Here is a 25,720-nt window from a genome sequence, read left to right as displayed (position 1 = left end):
GCGCTCACGCGGCGATGCAGGTGTTGGGGACCGGGCACACCGCGACGCATTGCGGGCTGTCGAAGTGCCCTTCGCACTCGGTGCACTTGGCCGGGTCGATGACGTAGACGTCGCGCTTCATCTTGATCGCGGCGTTCGGGCATTCGAACTCGCAGGCCCCGCACACGGTGCACTGCGACGCGACGATCTTCAGAGCCATGGTGGTTCTCCTTCATGACCGGCGGACGGCGGCGTCAGGCGACCCGCGCCTGGAGGGCCCGTCCGTAACGGCTGGCGTACAGGGCCGAAATGGCCGTCTCGATGTACTCGAACGCGAAGGCGTCGCTCGCCGCGATGCCGGCGGCCTTCAGCTGCTCCTGCGGGCAGTCGCCGATCTTGGCGCACAGCACCGTGTCGATCCCCTCGAGCGTCTTCATCACGCTGTCGAGCGTCGCGTCCTCGCCGAAGCCGCCCTGGCAGTAGGCGTCCTCGACCTTGCGATGGCCGATGAAACGGACGCCCTCGGCCGAGGCCTCGTAGACCTGGAACTCCTTGGCGTGGCCGAAATGCTGGTTGACGCGGCCGCCGCCCTTGGTCGCCACCGCGACCAGGATGCGGGCGTCGCTGTCCGTCAGGTCCAGCACCTCGGTCGCCTCCTGCTTGGCGGCGACGTGGTCCTGCCGCTCGCGCGCCACGACCTCGCGGTAGGTCGAGCGGATGGAGGGGTCGTAGGCGACCTCCGCCGGGATCTGGTCGAGCGTGAACTCCTGGCCGCGGTCCTCGCCGAGCAGGCCGACCGCGTCGGCGCGGCACTGGCGGCAGTGGCGCATCAGATTGGCGCCCCCGGAGCACGCTTCCTGCACGGCCATCAGCTCGGCATGCTTCGGGCCGCGCTGCCCGGTGAGGCCGAAATGGGTGCCGTGCGCCGGATCGGAGATCAGCGGCATGATGTTGTGCAGGAAGGCACCGCGCGCCTTCACGGCGGCGTTGACCTCGATCAGGTGCTGGTCGTTGATGCCCGGGATCAGCACCGAGTTGACCTTCACCAGGATGCCGCGCTCGGCCAGCATCTCGAGGCCGAGCATCTGCCGCTCGTGCAGGATCTGCGAGGCGACGAGGCCCGTGTAGCGCTTGTGGTCGTAGAAGATCCACGGATAGATCTTCGTCCCGATCAGCGGGTCGATCATGTTGATCGTGATGGTGACGTGATCGATGTTCATGTCGACCAGCTCGTCGACATGGTCGGGCAGCGCCAGGCCGTTGGTCGAGATGCACAGCTTGATGTCGGGAATTTCGCGCGACACCAGCTCGAACGTCGCCTTGGTCTTGCGCCAGTCGTAGAGCGCGTCGCCCGGACCGGCGATGCCGAGCACCGAAAGCTGCGGCACCTCGTTGGCGACCGTCACGACCTTGCGGAAGGCCTGGTCCGGGGTGAGCTTCTCGGAGACCACGCCGGGACGGCTCTCGTTGGCGCAGTCGTACTTGCGGTTACAGTAGTTGCACTGGATGTTGCAGGCCGGCGCCACCGCCACATGCATGCGGGCGAAATAGTGGTGCGCCTCCTCCGAGTAGCACGGATGGTCCTTGATCCGGTTCCACAGCTCGGCCGGCATGTCGCCCGGACCGGCGCTCGAGCCGCAGGCGGAGGACTTGCACCCCGACGTGCTCAGGGCCTCGCGCATGGCGTCGGCCGAGGTCGTTCCGGAGAGGCTGTCGAGCGACACGAAGCTGGCCATCGGGGTTCCTCACGGGCACGGTGACGCGAGGCAGCAATTCAAGCCCCGTGCCATGGGAGAAGCGTTCGTGTTCTCAGGCACTTACGAATTGGCTCCTGGCCGCGCGGCTGTCGTGCGTCCGACAAGCCGACGCGCAACCCGACGCGATCGTGTCGGGTCCCCGACAGGGGTGTCGGGGCACGCGATCGGAGGATTCGTGGACTGTCGGCCCTGTCGGCATCGACAGGGCCGCGCCTGTCGCGGCCATCCACGTTCGAATCGCGGCTGCGAAAACGTGGATGGCCGGGACGCGCCCGGCCATGACGACGGCGGGGGACGTACGGCGTGATCAGAACCGCTTCAGCTCGACGCCGTGCTTCTTGAGGGCGTAGCCGATCTGGCGCGGGGTGAGGCCGAGCAGGCGGGCCGCCTTGGCCTGCACCCAGCCGGCCCGCTCCATCGCCTCGACGAGGCGCTCGCGCTCCGACATGCGGCCGCCGCGCAGGCCCGGGTCGACCTCGTGCGCCGCGTGGCCCTCCGGCGGAGCCGCCTCGACCGGCCGCGGCCCGCCGCCGGCGGGCGGGGCGGGCGGAGCCGGCAGCGAGACCGCCGTGTTGGCGAGCGCCTGCGGGTTGCGGCCCTTCCACAGAATGGCGGAGACGCACTGGTCGTTGCGGCAGGCGAAGTCGTCGGCCGCGAGCGTCGGGCCGGGCGCGAGGGTGGCGGCGCGGCGGACGCAGTTCTCCAGCTCCCGCACATTGCCCGGGAAGCAGCAGCCGGTCAGCACCTCGACGGCGCCGGGACCGAGCTCGAGCTCGCGGCCGTTCTCGGTGTTGAAGCGCGCCAGGAACTCGCGGCTGAGCAGCGGGATGTCGCTCTTGCGGTCGCGCAGCGGCGGCAGGATCACCGGCACGACGTTGATGCGGTAATACAGGTCGGCGCGGAACTCGCCCTTCGACACCGCGTCCTCGAGATTGCGGTTGGTGGCGGTGACGAGCCGCACCGCGACCTTGATGGTCTTGGTGCCGCCGACCCGCTCGAACTCACCCTCCTGCAGGACGCGCAGGAGCTTCGCCTGGAAGACCAGCGACATCTCGCCGATCTCGTCGAGGAACAGGGTGCCGCCATGGGCGAGCTCGAAGCGCCCCTTGCGGGCCTGGATGGCGCCCGTGAAGGCGCCCTTCTCGTGCCCGAACAGCTCCGACTCCAGCACCGACTCCGGCAGCGCCGCGCAGTTGACCTTGATGAACGGCCCGCCCGCGCAGGCCGACAGGTCGTGAATGGCGCGGGCGAACAGCTCCTTGCCGGTGCCGGACTCGCCGCGCAGCAGCACCGGCGAGCGCGACCGCGCCACCACGGCGACCTTGTCGAGCAGCGAGCGGATCGCCGGGCTGTCGCCGACGATGCCGGCGATCGCGGCCGTGTTGGGGACGCGCGGCTTGTACTCGTCGAGCTCCTTCTGCAGCCGGTGGCTCTCGGTCATCAGCCGCTCGCGGTCGCGCAGCAGGACGCGATGGAGCTGCACGGTCTGGCCGATCAGGTTCGCCACCATCACCAGGAAGCGGACGTCGAAGTCGAGCCGCTGGGCCGACTGGGCGTCGTGCGCCCGGTCGATCGTCAGCGTGCCGACGACCTTCTGGCCGATGCGGATCGGCACGCCGATGAACGACACGACGTCGGTGGTGCCGGCCGAGAGCTTGGCGACGTCGCCCGGCTCGAACAGCGGATGAGTGGCGATGTTCGGCACCACCAGCGGCATGCCGGTGACGATCACCTGGCCGACCGCCTTCTGCGGCAGGCTCGCGTGGAAGCGGTCGTCGGCCTCCTCGGTCCAGCCGGCGCCGACCGCGATGTCGGGAATGCCGTCGTCGTTCAGCAGCGCGATGACGCCGTGGCGCATCTGCATGAACGACGCCAGCAGATTGACCACGTTGGCCAGCATCGTCTCGAGCCGGCTCGCCGAGGTCAGGATCTTCGAGATTTCGTAGACGCCCGTGAGGGCGATCTCGCTGCGCGCGGCCGACGGCGTCGCTGCTATCGCCGCTCGGGCCGGGCGTTCAGGATCTGCATGAAGCATTCGCAACGCTCCATCGTCCCTCGGTGCTCCATCCCACTGTCACTGTTTTTCGACCATAAGTATGCGTGGGAATCAGAAGGCTGTCGCGCCTATATTTGTCGCCGCGACCTGCTCAAAAAGCCGTTTCGATGCGCATTTTTTGCCTCTGCGCCGCGGCCGTGCCGGGTCCTTGGCACAGCCGACGTCGTTCTCGATCAGCGCACGACTTTTCGGGGACGGAAGGAACAGACACGTCTTTCGCATTCAATTCGCCGCAATGAGAAAACGCCGTCTCTCCTCTCAGAGAGCCTGACCACCATTGATGTGAATCTCTTCGCCCGTCACGTAGCTCGCCGCGTCGGAGCAGAGGAAATGAAGAACCTTCGCCACCTCCATGGGCGAGCCGACGCGCCGCATCGGGATCAGTGGCGCGAGACGGGCCTCGGTGTCGGGCGACAGAATGTCGGTCTTGATCTCGCCGGGAGCGATCGCGTTGACGCGAATCCCATGCGGTGCAAAATCGTGTGCCATCTCGCGCGTCAGACAGGCCAGCGCGGCCTTCGAGGTCGCATAGGCGGTGCCGGCGAAGGGGTGCACGCGCGAGCCGACGATCGACGTGACGTTGACCACCGTGCCCTGCCCGGCCTTCAGCTCGTCGAACAGTCCGCGCGCCAGCAGCACCGGCGCCAGAAAGTTGACGTGCAGGACCTCCATCCAGGTGGCGACCGGCGTGGTGAGCGACGAGAGGCGACCGCCCTCGGGCGACTTGGGCGAGATGCCGGCGTTGTTGATCAGCGCATGCAGCGGACCGCCGCCGAGGCGCGCCTTGATGTCGACGATGGCGAGGTTGAGGGCGCGCAGGTCGTTGAGGTCGACCTGGACGTGATCGTCCGGCCCCTCCTCCCACGGGCAGCGGGCGCGGTCGAACGGCTGGCGCGAGCAGGTGATGATGCGCCAGCCGGCCTCGGCGAAGAGCCGCACCGTGGCGTGGCCGATGCCGCGCGAGGCGCCGGTCAGCACCATGGTCTTCGGGCCGGCCGCGGCGGCCGGCGCCAGGCCGGCACCCGCCAGGACACCGGGCCCCGGCGCACCCGCCATCGCCCCCGCGTGGAACGGGCAGCGCGCCTCCGCCGGCGCCCCGTCCGGGACGGCGGCCGGAATGGCGGCCGGCGTGGCGATCGGAGCCCCGCCGGCCGGATCCGCGACCGCCGGGGGCTCCGGCCTCTCGCTGACGGTCGTGCTGTCGGTCATGACTCGGCCCTCGCCGCAACGCTGCAACCAAAAGGATAGCAGGAAGCGGGCCAGCTCCGCCGTCCGGGGGATCGCGGACTAGACGCATGAAAAACAGGCACCTTTCCGCGACCGCCGCGGCCGCTGTCCGGTTTCCGACAGGCCGGCGCGGCCGGACGTCCCGCGGCCGCTGTCGCAAATCCGACAACCGGAGCGGACCGATGATGGTGCCCGCCGACGTTTACAATCTGAACGTTTATCGGACATACTCGCAACCGAAGCGTGCTTCACCCCGCCACCCCGTCCGGGGCGTGCGGCCGAGGTCCCGTCGCGCGCGCGGAGGCAGCATGGCGATGTCCGACACCGATGCCCGAACCGCCCCGGCCCCGCCGAGGGCCCGCGCCATCCCGGCCGCCGACACCGGCCGCTACGCCTTCCTGCGCCAGCTCCAGGCGGACGGGATCACCCATGTGTTCGGCAATCCCGGCAGCTCGGAGGAGAACCTGCTCGATGCGCTGCGGGCGCCGGAGTTCACGGGCCTGCGCTACATCCTCGCCCTGCACGAGGGGCCCGCCGTGGCGATCGCCGACGCCTATGCGCGGGCCGCGCCGGCCGTGCAGCGCGGCGGCGATCCGCGGCCGTGGCGGCGGCCGGCGCTGGTGCAGCTCCACTCCTATGCGGGCCTCGCGAACGGCCTCGGCATGATGTACTACGCGCGCCGCGGCTACACCCCGATGGTGGTGTTCGCCGGCGAGGCGGGGCTGCGCTACGAGGCGCTGGACGGCCAGATGGCCGCCGACCTGCCGGCGATCGCGCGGCCCTTCGTGAAGTCCGACCACGCCGGCCCGTGCGCGTGGCGCGTCGTCGACCCCGGCTCGCTGCTGCGGCTGACGCGGCGCGCCATCAAGACCGCGGCGACGCCGCCCTGCGGGCCGGTGTTCCTCACCCTGCCCATGGACGTGCTCGACCAGCCCTGCCCCGAGGCCGTGGTGCCGACCCGGCTGGTCGAGACCCGCGTCGCGCCGGACGACGCGACGATCGCGGCCGCGGCCGATCTCCTGCGCGGCGGCGAGCGGCCGCTGATCCTCATGGGCGACGGGATCGCCGCCGCCGACGCCCAGGACGAGCTCGTCGCGGTCGCCGAGTTGCTGGGCGCCGTGGCGTGGGGCGGCAACGCCTCCGAGGTGAACATGCCGGCCTCGCATCCGCTGTTCGGCGGCTTTCTCGGCCACATGTTCGGCACCGCGAGCCGGCCCGTGACGGCCGCCGCCGACGTGGTGCTGATCGTCGGCACCACGGTGCTGCCCGAGGTTTTTCCGCTCACGGCGGGCGTGTTCGCCGACGGCGCGAAGCTGGTGCAGATCGATCTCGGCGTCTCGGAGATCGGCAAGAACGACGGCGTCGACATCGGGATGCTCGCCGATCCGAAGCTGGCGCTCGGCCGCCTCGCCGCCGCGCTGCGCGCCCGGACGACCGAGGCGGAGCGGGCCCGCGCCCGCGCGCGGACCGAGCGGCACGGCGCCGCGAAGGCGGCGGCGCAGCGTCAGGCGCTCGCCGCCGACGCGGCGCTGCCCGACACGCTGCCGATGCGGGCGCCGCGCTTCTTCGCGGCGCTCGCCGCGCGGCTTAAGGCGCTGCCGGAGCCGGCCGTGATCTTCGACGAGGCGCTGACCCACGCGCCCGAGCTCCTGCGCCATCTGCCGCCCGACGTGCCGGGCACCTGGTTCCAGACCCGCTGCGGCATGCTCGGCACCGGCCTGCCCGGCGCGGTGGGCCTGAAGATCGCGCAGCCGGACCGCGTGGTGTTCGGCTTCGCCGGCGACGGCGGCGGCATCTCCACCGTGCAGGCGCTGGCGACCGCGGCACGCCACCGCGTCGGCGCCAAGTTCGTGCTGCTGAACAATCGCAAGTACCGCATCCTCGAGTACAATCTGCAGGCCTATCGGCAGGAGCTCGGCCTGCCGCCGGACGATCCGTTTCCGGAGAGCTTCGACCTCGCGCCCCAGAACCTGCGCTTCGACCTCCTGGCGCAGGGACTGGGGGTGTCGGCCGTGCGGGTCGAGCGCCCCGACCAGATCGCCCAAGCCCTCGACCGTGCGCTCGCCGACGACGAGCCGTTCCTCATCGAGCTGATGCTGGACGGGGCGCTGTAGACCATCCGTTCCGCTCGTCCCCGCGAAGGCCGGGACCCAGGGGCGACACGGCAAGTCGCCCTGGATTCCCGCTTTCGCGGGAATGAGCAGAATTCGGGGCAAGTGGTCCGCGACACCCCCGCGCTTGCGCCCGCCGCACCGCGTCGCCATACCCACGGGGTGCTCGCAACCGCACGAGGCTCCGTGACCCGTTCCTTTCGCGATCTCGTCCTCGGTCTCCTCGCGGCCGTCGCCATCGCGGTGGCGCTGTGGCAGCTCGTCGCCACCACGGCGGGGCTCGACATCGCGCGCACCCGTGTGGGGCCGACGCCCGTCACGGTCTATCGCCTCGCCGGCGGGCCGCCGGCGCCCGTGGTGGTGATCGCGCACGGCTTCGCCGGCTCGCAGCAGCTCATGCAGCCCTTCGCCGTGACGCTGGCGCGCAACGGCTACGTCGCGGTGACGTTCGACTTCCTGGGACACGGGCGGAATGCCGAGAAGCTCGGCGGCGACATCACCCGGGTGAGCGGCACCACCAACTTCCTGGTCGACGAGGTCGGCCGCGTCGCCGCCTTCGCGCGCACGCTGGCGGGCGGCGACGGGCGGCTCGCCGTGCTCGGCCATTCGATGGCCTCCGACATCATCGTGCGTGCCGCCCAGGCCGATCCCGGCATCGCCGCCGTGGTCGCGGTGTCGATGTTCTCGCCGGCCGTCACGGCCGACAGCCCGAAGAACCTGCTGGTCGTGGTCGGCGACTGGGAGCGCCGCCTGAAGGAGGAGGCGCTGCGCGCCGTCGGCCTGTCGTTCGGCGACGCGGTCCAGCCGGGTGTCACCTATGGACGCTTTTCCGACGGCACGGCGCGGCGCGCCGCCTTCTCGCCGAGCGTCGAGCACATCGCCGTGCTGTACAGCCCGGCGTCGAGCCGCGAGGCGCTCGCCTGGCTCGACGGCGTCTTCGCCCGCAAGGACTCCGGCTATGTCGACGACCGCGGCGCCTGGATCGGCCTGCTGATCCTCGGCATCGTGCTGCTGGCGAAGCCGCTCGCCGGCCTGCTGCCGCGGGTGAGCGAGACGCCGCGCGGCGCCGGGCTGCCTTGGCGACGGCTGTGGCCGGTCGCCGTGGTGCCGGCCGTGCTGACGCCGCTCCTCCTGTGGAAGGCGCCGACGAGCTTTCTCCCGGTGCTGGTCGGCGACTATCTCGCCGTGCATTTCGCCACGTATGGCCTGCTGACGGCGGCCATGCTGGTGCTGGTGAAGCGGTGGTCATTCCGGGACGCTGCGAAGCAGCGGACCCGGAATCCATACGCAGACGCAGGGGTTATGGATTCCGGGCTCGCGGACCTGCGGTCCGCGCCCCGGAATGACGGAAGCACGCGCCGGGATGCGCGATCGCCCGCCGCCTTCCTGCTCGCCACCGCGCTGGTCACGGCCTATGCGATCGGGGCGTTGGGCGGGGCCATCGACTGGTTCGTCACGTCCTTCGTGCCGGTCGGGCCGCGCTGGCTGCTGGTGCTGGCGCTCGCCGCCGGCACCCTGCCCTATTTCCTCGCCGACGAATGGGCGACGCGCGGGCCCGGCACGGGTCGCGGCGCCTATGCGGCCACCAAGGCGCTGTTCCTCCTGTCGCTCGCCGCCGCCGTGGCGCTGAACCTGCGGGCGCTGTTCTTCCTGATCCTGATCGTGCCCGTGATCCTCGCCTTCTTCGTCGTCTACGGCCTGTTCAGCCGCTGGGCCTATCACCGCACCGGCCACCCCTGGGTCGGCGCGCTGGCCAACGCGCTCGGCTTCGCCTGGGCGATCGCCGTGACGTTCCCGCTGCTGGTGCGGTGACGGAGTGGAGGCGGGCCGCAGCCGCCCTACTCTTTGCTCAGCACGCCGCGGGCCTCGAAGATGCCGCGGATCTGCGACATGTGGTCGATGAAGGCCTGGTCGGTGCGGCTGCGCCAGCTGCGCGGGCGCTCGATCGAGACGGTGAGGTCGAGATCGATGCGGCCCGGCCGCGGCGACATCACCAGCACGCGGTCGGCGAGGAACACCGCCTCTTCGATCGAGTGGGTGATGAACAGCACCGTGTTGCCGACCGACAGCCACATCGCCTGCAGGTCCGAGATCATCTGCTCGCGGGTGAGCGCGTCGAGCGCGCCGAACGGCTCGTCCATCAGCAGGAGGCCGGGCTCCTGCACCAAAGCGCGGCAGATCGCGGTGCGCTGGCGCATGCCGCCGGACAGCTCGCTCGGATACTTGCCGGCGAAGCCGGCGAGCCCGACCTGCTCGAGCAGCCGCTCGGCGCGCGGCAGGTAATCCTCGCGCCGCCAGCCCTTGATCTCCACCGGCAGCAGGATGTTGTCCATCACGGTGCGCCAGTAGAGCAGCAGGTCGGTCTGGAAGACGACGCCGACCTTGGCGTGCGGCCGCCTCACCTCCTCGCCGTCGATCAGGATGCGGCCCGTGGAGGGCCGCGCGAGGCCGGCGACCAGCGACAGGAGCGTGCTCTTGCCGCAGCCGCTCGGCCCGACGATGGCGACGAAGGCGCCCGGCGTGATCGACAGATCGCAGCGGTCGAGCGCCAGCAGGTCGCCGCCGTCGCGCAGCTCGTAGCTCTTGGTGACGGTCTCGATCGCGACCGCGGCGCCGTGCAGGCGCGCCGTCGCCGGTGTCGGGTCCTTCATCGTGCCGCCTCGCGCTGGAACACGGCGCGCTTCTCCAGCACCTCCAGGCCCCAGAAGGTGACGACGCCGAGCGCCGCGATGACCACCATCGCGGCGAAGCTCAGCGTCGTGTCGAACTGCGCGCTCGCCTGCAGCTGCAGGTAGCCGAGCCCCATCTCGGCCGCGACATACTCGCCGATGACGGCGCCGATCACGGCCAGGCTGATGCCGACCTTGAGGCCGCCGAACAGGCTCGGCAGCGCCGCCGGCAGGCGGATCTTGAAGAAGGTCTGCCACTCGCTCGCCCCCATCGAGCGGACGAGATTGACCATCGCCTTGTCGAGCCCCTCGAGCCCGACCACGGTGGCGATGACGATCGGGAAGAAGGCGAGCAGGAAGGCGAGGAAGAGCTTGGGCGCGAAGCCGTAGCCGAAATACAGCACCAGCAGCGGCGCCAGCGCGACCTTCGGGATGGTCTGCAGCGCCACCAGCAGCGGGTAGATGGCCCGCTCGAAGATGCGCGAGTAGAAGATCATCAGCGCCGTGCCGACCCCCGCCACGGCTGCGATCAGGAAGCCCGCCACCGTCTCGAACAGCGTCACCCCGGCGTGCACGGCGATGAGCTGATGGTCGGCCGCGATGCGCGACAGGATCTGCCACGGCGTCGGCAGGATGAAGGCGGAGAGCCCGGCGAGCGGCGCGCCCACCTGCCACGCCAGAAGGAGCAGCAGCGCCAGCACCGGCGCCGCAGCGGTTTCGACGACGGCGCGCACGAGATGCCGCTTGCGCCTGGCCTGCTTCGGATCCACGCCCTCACCCCCCGGTCCTGCCCGCCGGCGGAGCGAACCGCGGGCGCCTTGAAAAAAGCAAGAACCGCGCCGGGGGATGCCGGCGCGAGGCCGGGCTGCTCTGCATGACAGCCGTGAGTCGGCCGCCGACCGCGCGTCAGCCGAACGCCTTCGCGCGGCGGCGGAGATCGTCGAGATCGGACTCGTTCGGGTTGCGCGGCTCGCCGGGATGGATGATGCCGACCGGGCAGCTCTCGGCCGCCTCGACGAGCTGGCGGAAGGTGCCGGCCGAGAGGTCGCCGATTGTCGCCTGCTTGTTGCCGTCGTAGACGAACAGCCGGGCGTTCACCTGCAGGCAGGCGTTGCAGCTCGTGCAGCGCGGCGTCTCGACATAGGCCTCGCCGCTCGGTGCCGGCGGCGGCTCGGGCGCCGGCGCGGGCTTCGCCGCCGGCTTTGCCGCCGGCTTGGCTGCCTCCGTGGCCGGCGCCTTGGCGGCGGCGGGTGCGGCCGCTGCAGGCGCGGGCACCGGGGCCGGCGCGGGCGCCTCGGCCGGCGCCTCCGCGCCCGCCGCGGCGGCATCGGCGGCGGCCGCCTCGCGGGCGGCCTGCTCGAAGGCGAGGCGGTCCGCCGCGGCGCGGCGCTCCGCCCACGAGTTGTGGATGTCGCCGAGCTCCTGCAGGCGATGCCACGCCTCGCGGGCCCGCCGCGTCGCGGTGATCACCGGCTCGCTCGCCACGGCGCGCCACAGCCGGTTCTGCTCGTCGACCACCGGCACATAGGGCACGGCGCCGGCCGGCTGCGGACCGGCGAGCCAGGCGTCGACCGGCACCATCGCGTCGGTCCAGTGGGCGCTCTCGACCAGCGAGAACAGCCCGGCATGGCGCGGATCGCCGGCGATCAGGTCGGCCGCCGTGAAGGCGATCTCGCCGACGATGCGCTGCTGCTTGGTGTCCTCGCAGCGGAACGGATGGACGCTCCAGTCGGCGTCGGGCCGCGGATTGTCGGCGACGTCCCAGCGCTCGGCGAGGCCGGGGCCGGCGGACGGATCGTAGGTGAAGGACGGGAACACCCGCGCCTGCGTCGCCGCGGCGGCGCGCAGATAGGGCGGCACCGGATCGTCGGCCGCGCCGGCACCGGTGTAGACCGAGATCAGCGTCGGTCCCGCATAGGCGAGGCCGCGGGCGATGCGGCCGCCGCAGCGGCCGAGCGCCGCGACCGAGGCCTGCAGCACGAAGACGTCGTCGAGACCGGTCGCCATGGTGGCGAGGCGGGTGCCGGCGAGCGTCGGGCCGCCCGCGTCGACGCCGGGGTCGCCGAGCACGTCGTCGGTGACGACCAGCACGGTCGCCGGCACGCCGGCGGCGAGCAGCTCCAGCACCTCGGCGCGGCGCAGCGCGCCGGCGTCCTCGACGCAGACCAGCATGTCGGGCCCGAGCGCCAGGTCGGCCGCGCCGAGCGACGACTCCTGGAAGGCCGCGAAGAACGGGTCGTGCTCCTCCTCCGAGTAGCGCCCGTCGATCTCCAGCTCGGCGATGGCGATCGCCCTGATCAGCGCGACGAGGTCCGGCCGGCGCGCCCGCCAGGCGGCGAGCGCCCCGGCGCAGTCGGTGACCACCAGGGCGTCGAGCGCCTTCTCCTCGGCGGCGCGGTCGCGGGCGCGCAACGCCGTGATGAGCGGCTGCGCCTCCAGCACGGCGAGCGCCTGCTCGATGCGGCGGCGGCGGCGCTTCGATACCGGCCCGGAGGCCGACACCGAGCCGAGGAGCTGCGACATGGTGCCGAAGTCGAACAGCGACGCGAATCCCGGGCCGACCGCGGCCGACAGCGCGTCGGGCGCCCGGCCCACCTCGGAGCGGGCGAGGTCGGCGGCGAGAATCTCGGTGAGATCGAGGATGATGTTCTCGACCCGCCCGACCAGGCCGGCGAGCTTCTGCTCCTGGACGAGGCGCCAGATGTGGCGGACCAGCCGCAGCGGCGTCGCGGCCGAGCAGTCGAGGAGCTCGCCGTCGACCGTGACGGCGGCGCGTGCCGCGGCGGCGCTCTCGGCGAAGCCGGCCTCGCCCTCGGCGGCGAGCGCGGCGGCCGCCTCGTCCCACACGGCGGAGAGGAGCCCGCCCTGCGCCGACCGCCGGCGGATCTCGCGCTCCAGCCGCAGCACCTGGCGGCGCATGCGCTCGCCGGCGGCGCCGCGCGGCGCCGCCGCCTGCAGGGCCGCGCCGACGAGACCGGAGAGCGTCTGCACCGCCTCGGCCGGCGCCGCGTCGCGCACCAGCACCAGCGGGTAGTCGTGGCGCAGCCGCGTCAGATCCGTGAACGCGGCGAGCAGCGCCGGCCGCAGCCGCCCGACGCTGTCGGCCGGCTTGCCGCCGGCGGCGCTGCGTCCGAGCACGTGGAAGGCGAGCTGGGTCTTGACGTCGGCGTCCATGGGTCTCGTCCCGCCGCGGCGGGCCTCCGGAGGAATCAGGCGGTGCGGCCGGTCTCGTCGGCGTCGGGCCACACCGTGAACTTGTCGAGCTCGGCCTCGAGCCCGCTCTTGACCATCTCGATCGGTCGCGGCTTGCCGGCCTCGCGGACGTCCTCGTAGCAGGGCACGCTCTCGTCCCGGTACAGGATCCCGACCGGCACCGGATCGATGCTGGAGGCGATCTCGCGGGCCCGGTGGATGTCGGACGGGTCGTGCGCCTGGCGGTTCTTGTAGATGCGCTGCAGGCCGGCGCTATAGGCGATGCCGTCCTCGTGCTCGAGCAGCAGCGTCTTCTCCGGATCGCGCAGCCACGGCTCCCACATGGTCGGCAGGAACTCGGGGCAGCGCTGGATGATGCGCACGAAGGAGAAGCCCTTGTGGTGATAGGCCGCCCGGATGACCGCGTAGACGGCCTCCGGAATCCAGTCGACCGCCTGCGCCACGAACGACACGTTGGTGACGCCGAGCGTCACGGTCAGCGGGTTCATCGCGTCGAGATAGGAGCCGTGCGGCGTGGTGTTGCTGCGCAGGCCCTTGGGCGAGGTCGGCGACACCTGCTTCTTGGTGAGGCCGTAGACGTGGTTGTCGTGCAGCACCACGGTCATGTTCATGTTGTAGCGGATCGCGTGCAGCCAGTGCGCCGCGCCGATCGAGCAGCAGTCGCCGTCGCCGGTGTTGACGAAGACGTGCAGGTCCGGCCGCGCCATCTTGACGCCTTCGGCGATCGGCAGGGCGCGGCCGTGGATGCCGTGGAACCCGTAGGTGCGCATGTAGTGCGGGAAGCGGCTGGCGCAGCCGATGCCCGACACGAAGGCGAGCTTCTCGGGCCGCAGGTTCTCGTCGCGGCACAGGCGTTGCACCGCGGCCAGTACGGCGTTGTCGCCGCAGCCCGAGCACCAGCGCGGAATGCCGCTCTGGTAGTCCTCCAGGGGATGATCGTCCTCGACCATCCGGATCAGGCAGTCGTGCATCGGCATCGACATGGCGTTTCTCCCGTCAGGCGAGCCGCGCGCGGATGACGTCGTGGATGGTGGCGGGCTTGATCGGCTGGCCCATCACCTCGCCCCAGCAGTCGATGTCGACCAGGAACCGGCTGCGCAGCATCATGGCGAGCGCCGAGAAGCGGCGGTTGTTCTCGTCGATCAGCCTGTCCTCGGGGCGGTCGCACCAGTTGGCCTCGACGCACAGCACCTTGCCGAAGCGCTGCATGATCTCGCGGATGCCGGGCTGCAGCGGCTGCAGGAAGTGCAGATGCGTGGAGGAGACCTTGAGGCCCTCGGCGCGGGCGCGCGTCACCGCCTCCTCGATGGCGCCGCGGGTCGACCCCCAGCCGACGATCAGGAGGTCGCCCTCGGGATCGCCGAACACCGGCGGGGCCTTCAGGGTCTTCTGCAGGGCGGCGAGCTTGAGGCTGCGGGCCCGGATCGCCTCCTGGTTGATCACCGGATCGTAGGCGACGCGGCTGTCGCGGTCGTGCGCGAGCCCCGTGATGGTGTGCATGCCGTTCGGCTGGCCCGGCACGATGCGGCGGATCAGGCCCGTGTCGGGGTTCCAGTCGTAGGGCTTGGTGCCGAACGGCACCGGGCTCTGGTCGATCGGCGGGGCGAGCCACGCCTCGTCGAACTTCGGCCGCGGGAACGGCTGCTGCGAGGTGGCGAGGTTGGAGTCGGAGAGCACCACCACGACCATGTTGAACGCCTCGGCGATCTTGCGCGCCGTGATCACCGAGTAGAAGCAGTCCTCGATGGTCGAGGCCGCCATCACCACCTTGGGGGCGTCGCCGTGGCTGCCGTAGATGGCGGTGAGGAGGTCGCCCTGCTCGCCCTTGGTCGGCTGGCCGGTCGACGGGCCGCCGCGCTGGACGTTGATCACGACCAGCGGGATCTCGCACATCACGGCCAGCCCGATCGCCTCCTGCTTGAGCGAGTAGCCCGGGCCCGACGTGATGGTGACGGCGCACTTGCCGGCGTAGGAGGCGCCGATCGCGAACGTGCAGGCGGCGATCTCGTCCTCCGCCTGGTGGACGATGCCGCCGACCCGCTCGAACACCTCGCTCAAGTAATGCGACGCCGAGGTCGCCGGCGTGATCGGGTACATGGCGCAGATTTCCATGCCCGAGGCGAGCACGCCGAGCGCCAGCGAGGTGTTGCCGTTGACGACGATCTGCGGCTCGGTCGCCCGCACCGCCGGGATGCGGTACTTGACGTCGAGATTGTCCTCGGCCCAGGCGGCGCCGGCCTCGAGCAGCGCCAGGTTGGCGCGCACCACGGTGTCGGACTTCTTGCGGAAGGTCAGCCGCACCTGCTCGCGCGCCAGCTTGAGGTCGAAGCTGAACAGGCTGCACAGGAGCCCCAGCACGAACATGTTCTTGCCGCGCCGCGGATCCGGCACCACCGGCTTGCACAGCCGCTCGAACGGCACCTCGACGACCAGATAGCCGCGCTCGACCAGCTCCTCGTAGGTCTCCCGGTAGGCGGCGGCGATGCGCGCGTCGCCGTGGGTGCGCCACATGCTCTCCAGGAAGATGGTGCAGCCGGGCTTCAGCTCGCCCGCCCGCACCCGCCCGAGCAGCACCTGCTCGTTGAAGGCGACGACCACGTCGACGCCGTCGCCGCCGTTGGCGATGCGGCTCGCGCCGAGCCGGATGCGGTTGCCGCTGGCGCCGGCGACGCTGCGGGCCGGCGGCTGGATCTCGGCCGGGATGATCTCGACCGTCCACACGCCGTTGCCCATGCGGGCCGCGATGGCGCCGAGCGACTGGCCGCAGCGCTGCGCCCCCTCGCCCGAGTCGCTGATGATCTCGACGACGCACTCGTCGAGCACGGTGACCGCCGTCTTGGCCAGGGATCCGCGGGGCAGCGACGGCTCGACCGTCTCGTCCTCTCGCACCGGCGCCAGGGTCTCGTTCATGACATTCTCGTGTTTCTGGTCCGTCGTGGGGGCCCGGGAGACGGGCCCGCGTCTCACGCGGTCCGCACCCGAACGAAGTTGTGCTCGGCCGGATCGAGGCCGAACAGCGTCGCCTCCGGTTTCGGCGGCTCGCCGTAGACGGCGTCGCTGTCGCGCAGCCCGAGGTATTTCTTCATGCTCAGTGCCGCCGTGCGGCCGGCCCCCATCGCCTTGATCACGGTGGCGGCACCGGTGACGATGTCGCCGCCGGCGTAGACGCCGGCGAGCGAGGTCGCCAGATCGGCGTCGGTGGCGATGTAGCCGCGCTTGTCCAGCTTGATCTTCGAGGTCTGGCCGATGATCGGGTTGGCGTTGGTGCCGATCGCGACCACCACCAGGTCGCAGGCGAACTCGTACTCGCTGCCCTTCACCTCGACGGGCCGGCGGCGGCCGGAGGCGTCGGGCTCGCCGAGCTCCATGCGGACGCAGCGCATGCCGCGCACGCCGCCCTTGCCGTCGTCCAGGATGGCGACCGGCGCGGTGAGCCAGTGGAAGTCGATGCCCTCCTGCTCGGCGTGGTGCACCTCCTCGATGCGGGCCGGCGCCTCGGCGCGGCTGCGGCGGTAGATGCAGTGCACCTCCTCGGCGCCGAGCCGGCGGCACACCCGCATGGCGTCCATGGCGGTGTTGCCGGCGCCGATCACGGCGACGCGGGCGCCGATCGGCAGCGGCGTGTCGAAGCCGCGGTCCTTCGCCTGCATCATGTTGCAGCGGGTGAGCAGCTCGTTGGCCGACAGGACGCCGTTGAGGTTGTCGCCCGGGATGCCCATGAAGCTCGGATAGCCGGCACCGGTGCCGATGAACACGGCGTGGAAGCCGAGCTCGTCGATCATCTGCTCGATCGTGAACAGGCGGCCGACCAGGGTGTTGCAGACGAACTTGACGCCGAGCTTCTCGAGATTGCGGATCTCGGCGTCGACCACGCTGTTGGGCAGGCGGAAGTCCGGGATGCCGTAGCGCAGCACGCCGCCCGGGACGTGGAAGGCCTCGTAGACGGTGACGTCGCAGCCCGCCTTCGCCATGTCGGCCGCGCACGCCATGCCGGCCGGCCCCGAGCCGACGATGCCGATCTTGAACCCGTTCGGCTCGATGTAGGGGATGCTGCTCCAGCCCTCGGCGATCGCGGTGTCGCCGACATAGCGCTCCAGCCGCCCGATGGCGACCGGCGCGAGCTGATTGCCGACCACGCAGCTTCCCTCGCACTGGTTCTCCTGCGGGCAGACGCGGCCGCAGACGGCGGGCAGCAGGTTGGTCTGGGTGATGACGTCGTAGGCGCCGCGCAGGTCGTTCGCCGCGATCTTCGCGATGAAGCCCTTGATGTCGACGCCGACCGGGCAGCCGGGCGTGCACACCGGCCGCGGGCACTCGATGCAGCGGCTCGCCTCGAGCTGCGCCTGCTCGGGCGTGAAGCGCAGCGTCACCTCGTCGAAGTTGCGGATGCGCGCCTGCGGATCCTGCTCGCCCACCGGCGCCCGCTCGCGCGGGATCGTCCGGATCGTCTTTCTCTTGGCCATCGCTTCCCCGCACTCTCGCAGGCGTTCGCGTCCGTCCCGTCCGTCACCCGCCGGCCTTGCGGCCGATCCGGCAACTCTCCTCGAACTTCTCCGCGGCCGCCTTCTCGACGGCCGCGAAGCGTTTGAGGCGGACCATGAGATCGTCGAAGTCGACCTGGTGCGCGTCGAAGTCGGGACCGTCGACGCAGGCGAACTTGATGCCCTCGCCGATCTTGACCCGGCAGCCGCCGCACATCCCGGTGCCGTCGACCATGATGGGATTGAGGCTGACCACCGTCCTGATGCCGTGCGGCCGCGTCGTCTCGGCGCAGGCCTTCATCATGACGGGGGGGCCGATCGCCACGACCTCCTCGATGTCGGGATGGGCCGCGATCGCCTGCCGCAGGCCCTCGGTCACGTTGCCCTTGATGCCGGCCGAGCCGTCGTCGGTGCAGACGATCACCTCGTCGCAGCAGGCGCGGAACTTGTCCTCCCAGAAGACCAGGTCCTTGTTGCGGAAGCCGACCACCGCCGTCACCTTGGCGCCCGTCTCCTTGTAGGCGCGGGCCTGCGGATAGATCGGCGCGACGCCGAGGCCGCCGCCGACGCACACCACGCGGCGCTGGCCGCCGATGTGGCTCGGCTCGCCCATCGGCCCGGCGAGCGCGTAGAGGCGGGTGCCGACCTTGCAGACCTGCTGCATCTCGCGGGTCGTCTTGCCCACCGCCTGGATGACCAGCGTGATGGTGCCGCGCGCGCGGTCGAAGTCGGCGATGGTGAGCGGGATCCGCTCGCCGTGATCGTTCAGCATCACGATCACGAACTGGCCGGCGCGCGCGGCCTTCGCCATCAGCGGATGGCGCACCTCGAGCAGATAGGTGACGTCGGAAAAGTCCTGGCGCGCGACGATCTCGAAGCCGCTCGCATCCATTTGGCTCGACATGGCACGTCGCCTGCGAGGATTGAACGAAAGCACCCTGCCCGGCGAAGGACCAGGACGTCGAGCGCTTCCCCTCGGGTTTCTTCTCGGAACGTGACATGAACGCTCCATGTCGCCGTCACATTGACCTCGCTCAAACGACGGTCCGCCGTTTCGCAAAGCGCACCGGCCGAGGGGCGCGAGGCGGGTTTTCGCGGGTCCCCGCGACCGCCGGGTTCGCCTACGCCGACAGGCCTTCCCGCTGGTCCGGAGGTAGCGCGGTCCGGGAAAGCGCGGATGAAGCTGCCGCTGCCGCACAGGGCCGGCATTCGTGCGGCGTATGGCAAACGAAGGATTGAAATCGGCACCCCGGCACCAAACCTCTGGGCGAGCAGCCGGGCCGTCCGCCTCGTCGGCCGCGCGCCGCACCGAATCGCGTCGCGGCCGGTCGGCCGGCGTCGGGCGCCGCCCGCGTCCGCCGGGAGGGTCGCCGTGCCCTATGCGAGCAACACGGACCTGCCGCCGTCGGTGCGGGCGCACCTGCCGGCGCACGCCCAGGACATCTTCCGGGCCGCCTTCAACGCCGCGTTCGCGGCCCATGCCGACGACCCGGACCGCGAGGCGATCGCCTTCCGGATCGCCTGGAGCGCCGTCAAGCGGGCCTATGTGAAGCAGGGAGAGTCCTGGGTGCCACGCGGGGAGGCGTGGTGAGACACCCGCCCCCGGTGATCGGGCCGGCGTACCGGGCTGCGGCGGAGCCGCGCGCCCGGGACCGACCCGTCTCGCCCGACCGGCCGGCTCAGTGGCTGCGTTCGGCGACGAACCGTGCCGCGGCGCGCAGAATGTCGGCCTTCGGTCCGAACGGGGCGACCGCCGCCTCGGCCTCGGCGACGAGGTCGGCCAGCGCCCTACGGGCGCCGTCGACGCCCATGATCCGCACCAGGGTCGCCTTGTGCAGGCCGGCGTCCTTGCCGGTCGCCTTGCCGACCGTGGCGGCGTCGCCGACCGCGTCGAGCAGGTCGTCGGCCACCTGGAAGGCCTTGCCGACCGCGGTGCCGTAGCGATCGAGCGCCGCCTGGGCGTCCTTGTCGGCGCCGGCGACGATCGCCCCGCCGACGCAGGAGAAGCGCAGCAGCGCCCCGGTCTTCATCGATTCCATCGTCTCGGTGGCGGCGCGGTCGAGCGGCTGCGGCACGTTGCCGTTGAACCGCCCCTCGGCCGCGAGATCGAGCATCTGGCCGCCGACCATGCCGCCGAGCCCTGAGGCGCGGGCGAGCGCCAGCACGAGATCGATGCGCACCGCCGCGTCCGGATGGGTCTCGGGCCGGCCCAGCACGTCGAAGGCGAGGGTGAGCAGGGCGTCGCCGGCCAGGATGGCGGTGGCGTCGTCGAACGCCTTGTGGGTGGTCGGCCGGCCGCGGCGGAGATCGTCGTTGTCCATCGCGGGCAGGTCGTCGTGCACCAGCGAGTAGCAGTGGACGAACTCGACCGCGGCGCCGACCATCAGGGCGCGGGCACGGTCTCCGCCGAACAGGGCGGCCGCCTCGACGGCGAGGAACGGACGGAAGCGCTTGCCGCCGCCGAGGCTGGCGTAGCGCATCGCCTCCAGAAGACGGCCCGGACGGGCCCGCTCCCCGGCCACCGGTGCGGCGCCGAGCAGGCGATCGAGCAGGGACTCCGTGTCGGCGGCGACGGCGTCCAGCCGCTCGGGAAATCCGGCGTCGCCCGCGGCGACGTCGGCGTGCTTGGTGTTGCCCAACAAGTCGGCTCTCCCCGGATACCCGTCCGTCGGGGCCCCGGCCACCCGCGCCCGCATGGCGCAGGGTCGGGCCGTCCGATGACGGGAACTGTCGCTCCTGGCTTAATCATCGCGGCCCGCGAGGGCAACCGGCTTGCCGGCCGGGACGGCGCCGCGGCAAGGGGTGTCGGCAGCCGGCCGCCCGGTTCGCACCGACCCCGGACAGGCCGGCCCCCGATGCCGCCGCCGGAGCCGAAAAGCAAGACGAAACAAGCCTCCGGCCCGCCCGGCGCGTTGACTCCCACGCCCCTGCATGCTTTGAACTTTGGACGCCTTGCAGCACTCGAACATTGCGCTGTCGTCCGCGCGCGCTGCCCCCAGGGGATCCGGCCCGCTCCATGGCCAGTCGCTGGTCCACGCGCGGGCATCGATTCACGAGAGAAGGCCTGCCGGTCGCGCCATGATCGCCGTTTCCGCCCCCGTGTTCCATTCCGCGCGCCCCCGGCCCGACCGGGCCGCCGCCGCGCCTCGCAGCGGGATCGCATCGTGACCGTCTCGGCCGCCGAACTGCGATCCGGCAAGGGATCGCACGACGAGAACTTCCCCGTGGCGTCGTGGATCGTGCATCCGCGCCACCGTCCGGCGATCCTCGCCTTCTACGAGTTCGTGCGGGTCGCCGACGATATCGCCGACCACCCGGGTCTGCCCGAGGCCGACAAGCTCGCCTATCTGGACCGGCTGGAGGGCAGCCTGCTCGGCCGCGGCGCGAGCGAGCCGGAGGGCGTCGCGCTGAAGATCGCGCTCGCCGACCGGGCGCTGTCGCCGCACCACGCCCGCGACCTCCTCACCGCGTTCCGGCTCGACGTCACCAAGCGGCGCTACACCGACTTCGACGACCTGATCGACTACTGCAGCGTCTCGGCCATGCCGGTCGGCCGCTTCGTGCTCGACGTGCACGGCGAGCGCGGCTCGACCTGGGACGCCAACGACCGGCTGTGCGCCGCCCTGCAGATCATCAATCACCTGCAGGACTGCGCCAAGGATTTCCGCTCGCTCGACCGCGTCTACATCCCGCTCGACACCTTCGCGGCGCACGGCGCCGCCGTCGAGGATCTCGGCGCCGCGCAGGCGAGCCCGGCCCTGAAGGCCTGCATCGCCGACCTCGCGACCCGCACCGAAGGCCTGCTCGGCGAGAGCCGGGTGTTCTCCTCGCTGATCCGCGACCGCCGCCTCGCCCTCGAGGTCGCCGTCATCCAGACGCTCGCCGAGCGGCTGACCGGGATGCTGAAGGTGCGCGATCCGCTGTCGGAGCGCGTCCATCTCGGCAAGCCCGAGGTCGCCGCCTTCGGCCTCGTCGGCATCGTCCGGGGCCTGCTCGGACGCCTCCGCCGCCCGTCCGCCGCGGCGGCCGCACCGGCTCCGCCGGCGGCCGATCCCGCCAACCAGCGACGTCGGTCATGACCCAGCTCGCCGTCACCACCGAGGAGCCCGAGCCGCTGGCGTCGCGCCGCGCCGCCGGCAGCTCGTTCTACTTCGCCATGCGCATGCTGCCGCGGGCCCGCCGCGACGCCATGTTCGAGATCTACTCGTTCTGCCGCGACGTCGACGACATCGCCGACTCCGAGGCGCCGCGGGCCGAGCGCATCGCCGGCCTCGGGCGCTGGCGGCGCGAGCTCGACGAGATCTATGCCGGCCGGGTGTCGCCCGAGCATCGCGGCCTCGCCCGGGCGATCGCCGAGTTCGGCCTGCGCAGGGAGGACTTCATCGCCATCATCGAGGGCATGGAGATGGACGCCGCGGCGGACATCCGGGCCCCCGACCTCGCCACCTTCGACCTCTACTGCGACCGTGTCGCCAGCGCCGTCGGCCGCCTGTCGGTCAAGGCCTTCGGCATGGGCGAGCCGGACGGCGAGCGCCTCGCCCACCATCTCGGCCGCGCCCTGCAGATCGTCAACATCCTGCGCGACATCGACGAGGACGCCGAGAACGGCCGCCTCTACCTGCCGCGCGAGCTCCTGGACGAGGCCGGGATCGCGACCACCGAGCCGGCGGCGGTCGCCGCCCATCCGGGCGTCGCGACGGTCGGCCACGCCCTGATCGAGCGCGCGCGAAAGCACTTCGAGGCGGCCGACGAGGTGATGGACCGGTCGCCGCGCTGGATGGTCCGGGCGCCGCGCATCATGGGCAAGGTCTACCGCACCATCCTGGACGACCTCGCGGTGCGCGGCTTCGACCCGCCGCGCGAGCCCGTGAAGGTCAACAAGCTGTCGCTGCTGATGATCGTGCTGCAGTACGGGTTCGTCTGATGGCCGGTGCCGTCCACATCATCGGGGCCGGCCTCGCCGGCCTCGCGGCGGCGGTGCGGCTGTCGGGGAGCGGCCGCCGCATCGTCGTGCACGAGGGCGCCAAGCACCCGGGCGGGCGCTGCCGCTCGTATCACGACCACGCCACCGGCCTGTTCATCGACAACGGCAACCACCTGCTCCTCTCGGCCAACACGGCGGCCCTCGCCTATGCGGCGGCGATCGGCACGGCCGACCGGCTGACCGGCCCGGACCAGGCGGTGTTCGACTTCCACGACCTGCGCACCCGGACGAAGTGGCGGCTGCACATCAACGACGGCCGCTTCCCGTGGTGGATCTTCGATTCCGGCCGGCGCGTGCCCGACACCTCGTGGCGCGACTACGTGGCGCTGGCGAAGCTGCTGGTCACCGGCGAGCGGCCGCTCGGCGAGGTGATCCCCTGCAAGGGCGCGCTGCACGAGCGGCTGATCGAGCCGCTGATGGTGGCGGCCCTCAACGTCGCGCCGGCCGAGGCGTCGGCGGCGCTCGCCCGCAACATCGTGCGCGAGACGCTGGCGCTCGGCGGCGCCGCCTGCCGGCCGCGCATCGCCCGCGACGGGCTCGGCACCGTGTTCGTCGAGCCGGCGGTCGAGTTCCTGCGGGCGCACGGCGCCGAGGTGCTGATGACCCACGAGCTGCGCGCCCTCGTCCTCGACGGCGACCGGGTGCGCGCGCTCGACTTCGGGGACGAGCGCGTCGATCTCGGCCCCGACGACGGCGTGATCCTGGCGGTGCCGCCCTGGGCCGCGACCGCGCTGGTACCGGGCCTCGAAGGACCGACCGCGTTCCGCCCGATCCTCAACACGCATTTCCGCACCGTCGCGCCGCCCGGCACGCCGCCGCTCGTCGGCGTCGTCGGCGGCACGGCCGAGTGGATCTTCGTCTTCCCGGACCGCGTCTCGGTGACGACCTCCAACGCCGACCGCTTCATGAAGGAGCCGCGCGAAACGCTCGCCGAGACCATCTGGCACGAAGTCTGCTCCGTGATCGGCCTCACGGACAATCTGCCGGCCTGGCAGATTGTACGCGAGCGCCGCGCCACCTTCGCGGCGACACCCGAGCAGAACGCGCGCCGCCCGGGCCCGACGACCGCGTGGACGAATCTCCTGCTCGCCGGCGACTGGACCGACACCGGTCTGCCGTCGACCATCGAGGGGGCCATACGATCCGGGAACGCCGCTGCCGCCTTGATCTGATCCGACGATCCGACCGAAGACGAGAGCAGTCCGATGCGAGACGTGACGACCCTGGCCGACGCCACCCCGGTCGCCGGCGCGACCCTGACGGCGGCACTGGAAACCCACATCCGGAAGGCGACCGACGCGCTCCTGTCGTATCAGCAGGGCGACGGCCACTGGGTGTTCGAGCTGGAGGCCGACGCCACCATCCCGTCCGAATACGTGCTGCTCGTCCACCATCTCGGCGAGACGCCGGACCTCGATCTCGAGCGCAGGATCGGCGCCTATCTGCGCCGCATCCAGGGCGCGCACGGCGGCTGGCCGCTGTTCCAGGCCGGCGACTTCGACATCTCGGCGAGCGTGAAGGCCTATTTCGCGCTGAAGATGATCGGCGACGATCCCGACGCCGAGCACATGCGCCGCGCCCGCGAGGCGATCCTGGCGCACGGCGGCGCCTCGAAGGTCAACGTCTTCACCCGCATCCAGCTCGCCCTCTACGGCGTCGTGTCGTGGAAGGCCGTGCCGGTGATGCCGCCCGAGATCATCTTCCTGCCGCGCTGGTCGCCCTTTACCATCTGGAAGGTCTCCTACTGGGCGCGCACCACCATCGTGCCGCTGCTGGTGCTGCAGACCCTCAAGCCGAGGGCGCGCAACCCCCGCGGCGTGACCATCGACGAGCTGTTCCTGGAGCCGCCCGCGACGGTCGGCCCGCCCAAGAAGGCGCCGCACCAGAGCTGGGCCTGGTTCCTGCTGTTCCGCGGCATCGACAGCGTGCTGCGCGTGATCGACCCGCTGATGCCGCGCGGCCCGCGCAAGCGCGCCCTCGAGGCGGCCGTCGCCTTCGTGCGCGAGCGGCTGAACGGCGAGGACGGGCTCGGCGCCATCTACCCGCCGATGGCCAACTCGGTGATGATGTTCGACGTGCTCGGCTTCCCGCCCGAGTATCCGGAGCGCGCCACCGCCCGCCGCTCGATCGAGAAGCTGCTGGTGGTCGGCGACGAGGAGGCCTACTGCCAGCCCTGCGTCTCGCCCGTGTGGGACACGGCGCTGACCTGCCACGCGCTGCTCGAGGCGGGCGGCGACACGGCGGTCGACAAGGCCCGCGCGGGGCTCGACTGGCTGAAGCCGCTTCAGGTGCTGGACCTCGCCGGCGACTGGGCGCATGCGCGGCCGGGCGTGCGGCCGGGCGGCTGGGCCTTCCAGTACGCCAACGCCCACTATCCGGATCTGGACGACACCGCCGTGGTGGTGATGGCGATGGACCGGGCCCGCAACGCGGCCGGCGGCGACGCCCGCTACGACCGGGCGATCGAGCGGGCGCGCGAATGGGTGCTCGGCCTGCAGAGCCGCAACGGCGGCTGGGCCGCCTTCGACGCCGACAACACCCACTCGTATCTCAACAACATCCCGTTCTCCGACCACGGCGCCCTGCTCGATCCGCCGACCGAGGACGTCGCGGCGCGCTGCGTGTCGATGCTGGCGCAGCTCGGCGAGACGCCGGAGACCAGCCCGGCGATGGCGCGCGGCCTCGCCTATCTGCGCGAGACCCAGCTGCCGGACGGCAGCTGGTACGGCCGCTGGGGCCTCAACTACGTTTACGGCACCTGGTCGGTGCTGTGCGGCCTAAACGCCGCCGGCCTCGGCCGCGACGACCCGGCGGTGCGCAAGGCGGCCGACTGGCTGATCCGCATCCAGAACGTCGACGGCGGCTGGGGCGAGGACGGCACGAGCTACAAGCTCGACTACAAGGGGTACGAGCCGGCGCCCAGCACCGCGTCACAGACCGCCTGGGCGCTGCTCGCCCTGATGGCGGCCGGCGAGGTCGACCATCCGGCCGTCGAGCGCGGCGTGGCGTATCTGGCCCGCACCCAGAACGCCGAGGGCCTGTGGGACGAGGCCCGCTACACGGCGACCGGGTTCCCGCGGGTGTTCTACCTGCGCTACCACGGCTACCGGAAATTCTTCCCGCTGTGGGCGATGGCGCGCTACCGCAACCTCAAGCGCGCCAACGACCGCCGGGTGGCGTTCGGGATGTAGGAGAGGGACTCGGTCGGCCCCGTGACGGGCCGACCCCTCTCCCGCGAGGGGA

At 71.6% G+C, this 25,720-nt stretch carries 19 protein-coding genes; 7 read left to right on the top strand and 12 right to left on the bottom strand.

Annotated features, from left to right (window positions below; genetic code table 11):
- Positions 1-4 precede the first annotated feature (4 nt).
- The 4 genes from J2S22_RS19915 to J2S22_RS19900 form a co-directional block, all read right to left on the bottom strand.
- A complete protein-coding gene (locus J2S22_RS19915) occupies positions 5-199 on the bottom strand; it encodes a 4Fe-4S dicluster domain-containing protein (protein ID WP_272780040.1) in 195 nt (64 codons plus the stop codon).
- Positions 200-233: 34 nt separating this feature from the next.
- Complete coding sequence (gene nifB, locus J2S22_RS19910) at positions 234-1,715, bottom strand: nitrogenase cofactor biosynthesis protein NifB (protein ID WP_272780039.1); 1,482 nt, start codon at positions 1,713-1,715, stop codon at positions 234-236.
- A 328-nt stretch (positions 1,716-2,043) separates the two neighbouring features.
- Entirely contained in the window at positions 2,044-3,771 is a 1,728-nt protein-coding gene (nifA, locus tag J2S22_RS19905; protein ID WP_272780038.1) for a nif-specific transcriptional activator NifA, read from the bottom strand.
- Between the two features lie 279 nt (positions 3,772-4,050).
- A complete protein-coding gene (locus J2S22_RS19900) occupies positions 4,051-4,848 on the bottom strand; it encodes an SDR family NAD(P)-dependent oxidoreductase (RefSeq protein ID WP_370878225.1) in 798 nt (265 codons plus the stop codon).
- Between the two features lie 479 nt (positions 4,849-5,327).
- Here J2S22_RS19900 and J2S22_RS19895 point away from each other — a divergent pair, with 479 nt between their 5' ends.
- Together J2S22_RS19895 and J2S22_RS19890 are read left to right on the top strand one after the other, a co-directional pair.
- Positions 5,328-7,133, top strand: coding sequence for a thiamine pyrophosphate-binding protein (locus tag J2S22_RS19895; RefSeq protein WP_272780036.1), 1,806 nt, complete (start codon positions 5,328-5,330; stop codon positions 7,131-7,133).
- Between the two features lie 183 nt (positions 7,134-7,316).
- Positions 7,317-8,942, top strand: coding sequence for an alpha/beta hydrolase (locus tag J2S22_RS19890; RefSeq protein WP_272780035.1), 1,626 nt, complete (start codon positions 7,317-7,319; stop codon positions 8,940-8,942).
- 26 nt (positions 8,943-8,968) lie between these two features.
- Here the strand turns inward: J2S22_RS19890 and J2S22_RS19885 are convergent, their stop codons facing one another.
- The 7 genes from J2S22_RS19885 to J2S22_RS19855 all read right to left on the bottom strand — a co-directional run bounded on the left by J2S22_RS19885 (position 8,969) and on the right by J2S22_RS19855 (position 18,397).
- A complete protein-coding gene (locus tag J2S22_RS19885; protein ID WP_272780034.1) occupies positions 8,969-9,781 on the bottom strand; it encodes an ABC transporter ATP-binding protein in 813 nt (270 codons plus the stop codon).
- The gene (locus tag J2S22_RS19880; RefSeq protein WP_272780033.1) at positions 9,778-10,569 is read right to left on the bottom strand and encodes an ABC transporter permease; all 792 of its coding nucleotides are present in this window, start codon (positions 10,567-10,569) and stop codon (positions 9,778-9,780) included. The genes J2S22_RS19885 and J2S22_RS19880 overlap by 4 nt, the downstream gene beginning before the upstream one ends.
- Before the next feature lie 136 nt (positions 10,570-10,705).
- Positions 10,706-12,973, bottom strand: coding sequence for a 4Fe-4S domain-containing protein (locus tag J2S22_RS19875; RefSeq protein WP_307155863.1), 2,268 nt, complete (start codon positions 12,971-12,973; stop codon positions 10,706-10,708).
- Positions 12,974-13,008: 35 nt separating this feature from the next.
- Positions 13,009-13,995, bottom strand: a complete 987-nt coding sequence (locus tag J2S22_RS19870) for a thiamine pyrophosphate-dependent enzyme (RefSeq protein ID WP_272776814.1) — start codon at positions 13,993-13,995, stop codon at positions 13,009-13,011.
- Positions 13,996-14,008: 13 nt separating this feature from the next.
- A complete protein-coding gene (locus tag J2S22_RS19865) occupies positions 14,009-15,922 on the bottom strand; it encodes a 2-oxoacid:acceptor oxidoreductase subunit alpha (protein WP_272776815.1) in 1,914 nt (637 codons plus the stop codon).
- 53 nt (positions 15,923-15,975) lie between these two features.
- On the bottom strand, positions 15,976-17,475 hold the full coding sequence (gene gltA / locus J2S22_RS19860) for an NADPH-dependent glutamate synthase (protein ID WP_272776816.1): 1,500 nt from the start codon (positions 17,473-17,475) through the stop codon (positions 15,976-15,978).
- A gap of 43 nt (positions 17,476-17,518) precedes the next feature.
- Positions 17,519-18,397: a sulfide/dihydroorotate dehydrogenase-like FAD/NAD-binding protein gene (locus tag J2S22_RS19855; RefSeq protein WP_272776817.1), complete on the bottom strand. Its 879-nt coding sequence runs from the start codon at positions 18,395-18,397 to the stop codon at positions 17,519-17,521.
- Between the two features lie 468 nt (positions 18,398-18,865).
- On the opposite strand from J2S22_RS19855, the gene J2S22_RS19850 reads away from it, so the two are divergent.
- Positions 18,866-19,084, top strand: coding sequence for a ChaB family protein (locus tag J2S22_RS19850; RefSeq protein WP_272776818.1), 219 nt, complete (start codon positions 18,866-18,868; stop codon positions 19,082-19,084).
- An 88-nt stretch (positions 19,085-19,172) separates the two neighbouring features.
- Here the strand turns inward: J2S22_RS19850 and J2S22_RS19845 are convergent, their stop codons facing one another.
- The gene (locus J2S22_RS19845) at positions 19,173-20,135 is read right to left on the bottom strand and encodes a polyprenyl synthetase family protein (RefSeq protein ID WP_272776819.1); all 963 of its coding nucleotides are present in this window, start codon (positions 20,133-20,135) and stop codon (positions 19,173-19,175) included.
- Positions 20,136-20,657: 522 nt separating this feature from the next.
- Between J2S22_RS19845 and hpnC the strand changes: the two genes are divergently transcribed.
- The 4 genes from hpnC to shc are packed head-to-tail and all read left to right on the top strand — an operon-like array spanning position 20,658 to position 25,668.
- Entirely contained in the window at positions 20,658-21,572 is a 915-nt protein-coding gene (gene hpnC / locus J2S22_RS19840; protein WP_272776820.1) for a squalene synthase HpnC, read from the top strand.
- Positions 21,569-22,417, top strand: coding sequence for a presqualene diphosphate synthase HpnD (gene hpnD, locus J2S22_RS19835; RefSeq protein ID WP_272776821.1), 849 nt, complete (start codon positions 21,569-21,571; stop codon positions 22,415-22,417). The genes hpnC and hpnD overlap by 4 nt, the downstream gene beginning before the upstream one ends.
- Complete coding sequence (gene hpnE / locus J2S22_RS19830; protein WP_272776822.1) at positions 22,417-23,649, top strand: hydroxysqualene dehydroxylase HpnE; 1,233 nt, start codon at positions 22,417-22,419, stop codon at positions 23,647-23,649. The genes hpnD and hpnE overlap by 1 nt, the downstream gene beginning before the upstream one ends.
- A gap of 33 nt (positions 23,650-23,682) precedes the next feature.
- Complete coding sequence (gene shc, locus J2S22_RS19825) at positions 23,683-25,668, top strand: squalene--hopene cyclase (RefSeq protein ID WP_272776823.1); 1,986 nt, start codon at positions 23,683-23,685, stop codon at positions 25,666-25,668.
- Positions 25,669-25,720 lie beyond the last annotated feature (52 nt).

It is taken from the genome of Rhodoplanes tepidamans (genome assembly GCF_030813915.1).
Classification (GTDB): domain Bacteria; phylum Pseudomonadota; class Alphaproteobacteria; order Rhizobiales; family Xanthobacteraceae; genus Rhodoplanes; species Rhodoplanes tepidamans.
Note: the sequence above shows the minus strand (reverse complement) of the source record. Positions and strands in the feature narration are given on the sequence as shown.